The organism is Streptomyces sp. NPDC002911 (assembly GCF_053591835.1).
Window position 1 is genome coordinate 1 of sequence record NZ_JBSFUO010000071.1, and the last position, 4,470, is coordinate 4,470.

At 67.9% G+C, this 4,470-nt stretch carries 4 protein-coding genes; 2 read left to right on the plus strand and 2 right to left on the minus strand.

Annotation, left to right across the window (positions count from 1 at the left end):
• The first annotated feature begins 124 nt into the window (after positions 1–124).
• Positions 125–1,021 (plus strand): IS3 family transposase, encoded by an 897-nt coding sequence (locus tag ACWD04_RS33750; RefSeq protein ID WP_451137544.1) that lies wholly within the window; start codon positions 125–127, stop codon positions 1,019–1,021.
• Between the two features lie 13 nt (positions 1,022–1,034).
• A complete protein-coding gene (locus ACWD04_RS33755) occupies positions 1,035–1,460 on the plus strand; it encodes an NPCBM/NEW2 domain-containing protein (protein ID WP_451137545.1) in 426 nt (141 codons plus the stop codon).
• Between the two features lie 1,153 nt (positions 1,461–2,613).
• On the opposite strand, the gene ACWD04_RS33760 is transcribed toward ACWD04_RS33755, so the two are convergent.
• Positions 2,614–3,144 carry a hypothetical protein gene (locus tag ACWD04_RS33760; RefSeq protein ID WP_451137546.1) on the minus strand — a complete coding sequence of 177 codons (531 nt, stop codon included), beginning with the start codon at positions 3,142–3,144 and terminating at the stop codon, positions 2,614–2,616.
• Positions 3,145–3,474: 330 nt separating this feature from the next.
• On the minus strand, positions 3,475–3,855 hold the full coding sequence (locus ACWD04_RS33765; RefSeq protein WP_451137547.1) for a hypothetical protein: 381 nt from the start codon (positions 3,853–3,855) through the stop codon (positions 3,475–3,477).
• Positions 3,856–4,470 lie beyond the last annotated feature (615 nt).

The following is a 4,470-nucleotide window of genomic DNA, read 5'->3' on the forward strand; positions in this document are numbered from 1 at the left end:
TCGTCCGACAGCCCCGGACGCCCGATTCTCGCCACCCAGCAACACCTCCAGCAGCAGTTCTACCTGGGATGTTGCACCGACCCATTGACCTCACCACAGCTTTTTTCGCGAAGGAGAGCGATCGGTGAGCGATGTCTGCCGGTTCATTCACGCGGAAAAAGCCAACTACACGATCGTCCTGCTGTGCCGGGTGATGAAGGCCGCCCGCTCCGGCTACTACGCCTGGCACACCGGCATCAAGGTCCGCGAGGAACGACGCCGGGCCGATGAGGCCCTCGCGCACGAGATCACCGTCATCCACGTGGCGTCGAAAAGGACCTACGGGGTGCCCCGGGTCACCGCTGAACTGCGCCGCCACGGGCAGCTGGTCAACCACAAGCGCGTCGAGCGCGTCATGCGCGAGCGCGGGATCGTCGGCCACACCCGGCGTACCGGACGCCGCAGCCTGACCCAGCAGGACCACAAGGCCGCCCCGGCCCCCGACCTGGTCGGCCGCGACTTTCACGCCGGCCTTCCCGGCATGAAGATCGTCGGGGACATCACTTACATTCCGACCGCCGAGGGCTGGCTCTACCTCGCCGGCTGGCTCGATCTGGCGACGCGCGAGATCATCGGCTACTCGATGGCCGACCACCATCGCGCCGAACTGGTCGTCGACGCCCTCGACATGGCCGCGAACCTCGGCCGCCTGCGACCGGGCTGCGTGGTCCACTCGGACCGCGGATCGGAATACACGTCGAGTCAACTTCGCTCAGAAATAGGTGAGTTGGGAGGACAGCAAAGCATGGGCAGGACCGGGATCTGCTATGACAACGCCGCCGCCGAGAGCTTCTGGGCCGTCCTCAAAGAGGAGATCGGCACCCGCTTCTGGCCCGACCGCGCCACCGCCCGCGCCGAAATCTTCACGTTCATCGAGACCTTCTACAACCGCCGCAGACTGCGCAAGCACATCCACTGGGGATACCTCACACCCCACGAGACACGCCTGCGCTATCAGCAAGGACAAGCCCTCGCGGCATAACGCAACTGTGTCCATGATCACGGGGAAACTCCAGTCGTTCGTTCCCCCTTCGGGACGGACCTGGTCCCTCATACGCGACCTGGCGCCGATGGACGACAGCGACCCCTGGAACTACGAGACCGGCAGGGTGGGCGTCAACACCCAGGAGTTTCCCAAGGCCCTGCTCGGGAACAACGGCGAAGCCTCCGCCACGTGGCACCTCAACCGCGAGTACACCTCGCTCGTCACCCGCCTCGGCGTGACGGACGAGTCGACCCTGGGAGACACCGTCGTGTTCACCATCAAGGTCGACGACAAGGTCGCGAGAGAGATCACCATGGGGCCCGGCCAGGACCCGGAGAGCGTGGACGTCGACCTGACCGGCGCCTTCCGCGTGGAACTCAGCGTCGTCGGCCCGAGCGCAGTCGGGGCCTGGATCGATCCCGTCCTCACCAAATAGCAGCAGGACTACCGCCAACACATTGGTAACATTCCTTGTCGTGCAACGGATTCGGTGCGCGGGCGGTCGGGGCGGGGCGGTTCCCGGCCCGACCAGGTGCCCGGGGAGGAAGTTCCGTCGCCGATGCCAGACACCAGCCAACCGCCCCGGGCCCCGACACCCTGGCACACGGGCAACCGGCGACGCAGGGGAAGGGGGCCGAGCCGCGGCCACCTGCCCTCGAGCACCCAGACAGGCAGCGCGCTGGGCGCTCCTGGTCCCCCGGGTCCGGCGCGACAACAACACCGACACCATGACCGACACGATCACCGACGCTATCGCCGACGGTATGACCGACACCATTGCCGACAGCTGCCGGGAGCCGGCCTCCGCACAACCGCAGGTCAACCACTGGTTTTCCCGTGGTGAGTGCTCAGACTTCCCCTCTTCTACCCGGCCTGCCCGGCTGTTGGGTGGTGGGTGTGGTGGCGGTGGGCGGGCGTGGTCTCGGGGAAGACGGGGCGGCGCTGCGCTGGCTCCAGGGGGCTGCGGCGGCCCGATGGGCGCCGCAGCGGACAGACACCGAACGGGGCGCGCAACATCCCCCCCCAACATCACGCGCGCACGATAACGCCCGCCGCCTGCTCAACCGCAGGTCAGGCCCTGGTTTTCGCGTGGTGAGTGCTCAGACTTCCCCTCTTCTGCCCGGCCTGTCCTGCTGTGGGGGTGGGGTGGGCGGGCGTGGTCTCGGGGAAGCGAGGGCGCTGCGCTGGCCTCTTCTCCGGCCCGTCGCGCTGCTCCGGGCCGGGGCCGGGCTTCGGGGCGGCACCGCCTGGTGCTCCTCGCCCCTGCCGGGCCCTCGGCGCGGTGTGCACAACAGCTGGCACGCTATGTGTGACGATATCTGTGACGGTATGTGCGACAGGATCTGTGACGCTATCTGTTACAGCCACCGCGCGCCGTGCTTCGCACAACCGCAGGTCGGCGCCCGGTTTTTGCGTGGTGAGTGCTCGGACTTCCCCTCTTCTACCTGGCCTGTCCCGCTGTGTGGGGGTGGGTGTGGATGGCTGGTGGCGGGCGTGGTCTCGGGGAACCGGGCGGCGCTGCGCTGGCCCGTTCTCCCGGCCCGTCGCAGAGGCTCCGGACCGGCGACCAGGCGGCGGTGCTGGTGGTCCTACTCCGGCTGCGACGCCGGCCGCTGCGCCTCGTCGTCCGCGCCGAGCTCGGCGGCGTACTTCGCCCGGGCGTCGGTGACGGCCCGCTCCCAGATCCAGGCGCTGCCCCCGTGGGTACGGGCCAGCCGCGCGGCCAGGCCCCGCTCGTAGCCTCCGGCCCGGCGCAGCTCCCCGAGGGCGACCTGGACGGCCTGAGCGCGCTCCTGGGACACCGGACGCCCGCCCCGGGCCTCTCCGTGCCCCGCACCGCTCCTACGCCCGGAGACACCCAGCCTGCCCGTCCCAACGCCCTCCTGGTGCGCAGCCCAGAACGCCTCGACGGCCTGCTGGTCGTAGTAGTCGACCCGCTCGACGGTGATCACCCGGTCCGGGTGACGGCGCTCCGGCGGCTGCTCGTGGCGCAGCGCGTACCAACGCGCGACAGTCGAGCGACCCGCCCCGGTGTGCCGCATGATCCACGCGCGACTCACCAGGGCGCGCCCCCCGACGACCCGGCGCAGCCGGACATTATTTTCGTCAGTCGGCTCCATCTATCCACTCCCGTTCCGTGCGTAGAATGGAGGCGCTCCGCTCGGGTGAGTGGGCGCAGCTGGCGGGGAAATAATTAGAATTCGAGTTGCTGCTCATTTCTAATTGCAGCATTTCCCCGCCAGCCTAAAAACAATTGTGCGCGCGGCCTCCTCCGGAGGAACGGCGCACGACCCTACGGGTCGTCACGACACCGAAACCCTACGGGTTTTGGAAACCGATTCCTCCGGAATCCTCGCCAGCCACCGGCGGGCGCAGCCGCAGGGGCGGCGGCGCACCGGCCGCGCGGGGCGGGTGGTGCGACCCGAGGAGCCGTACCACCCGCCCGTGGGTCAGGCGCTCAGGGCCGCGACCGGCAGGGGCGTGATCTGCCCCTCCCAGAGGTCCCAGCAGCGCGTCACGTGGCTGCTGGCCGGGGAGACGACCACGATCTGTCCCTCCCGCTGGGAGTCAGCCACCCCGACCGCCAGCAGGCACATCACGGTCTCCCACGCCTCCTCGTCGACGACGTGGCCGCCACCGCCCGTGGGCACCTCCACCTGCGCGGTGACGGTCATGCGGTCCGACAGGGTCAGCGACTCCCCGTCAACCACCACGGTCAGGGTGTGCGACCCCGGGGCCAGCCCCGCGAGCAGCAGACCCATTGCGTCCCGCGCCACGGACCAGCCGGAGTTGAATTCGGAGTAGTGAATGTAGTCAGGGACAATCTGCATGATGTGCTCCTCGTGTTTTCGGGTGAGTGGTTCTGGTCGCCGGAAGGAGTTGCTGCCCCTTCCGACGGATCTAACATTAGCGGGAATGAGGTCGGAAATGCAACGACCCGTCAGGACTAATTCGGAGCGTCTTCCGAACCCTGTCCCGTGACACCGGATCGCGTGCCGGAGGTGGGGGAGATTCCCATTCTCTACCCAGGGCCAGAAGTGATGCAGGGTGGTGGGTGCTGAGTCCAGTTCTTAGCTACGGCAGAGAATGAAGCACGTGGCTCACGCTCCGGCCGAGACGACCGACCCCCTCTTGTTGGTGCGTAGTTGTCTGTGACGGTGGGTCGAATGCTGCGGCACGTGTCGTCCGGGGCCAAGCCTGCCCGCACTGCGGAGCCGTGCGGGCAGGCTTCTACTGCCCCTTGACCTCCCGTCACCCCAGGGGCCCGCAGTCGCTGAGGACCAGTCACACCACTTTCCGGGGTGGTGCGAGAATTCCGGAGGAATTCCCAACCCCATTCCGAAGGAATGGGGTTGAAAGCCCGTAGGGCTTTCCGAAAGCCCGTAGGGCTTATCGTCTTTACGACCCGTAGGGTCGTGCGTCGTTCCTCCGGAGGAGGACGCGCG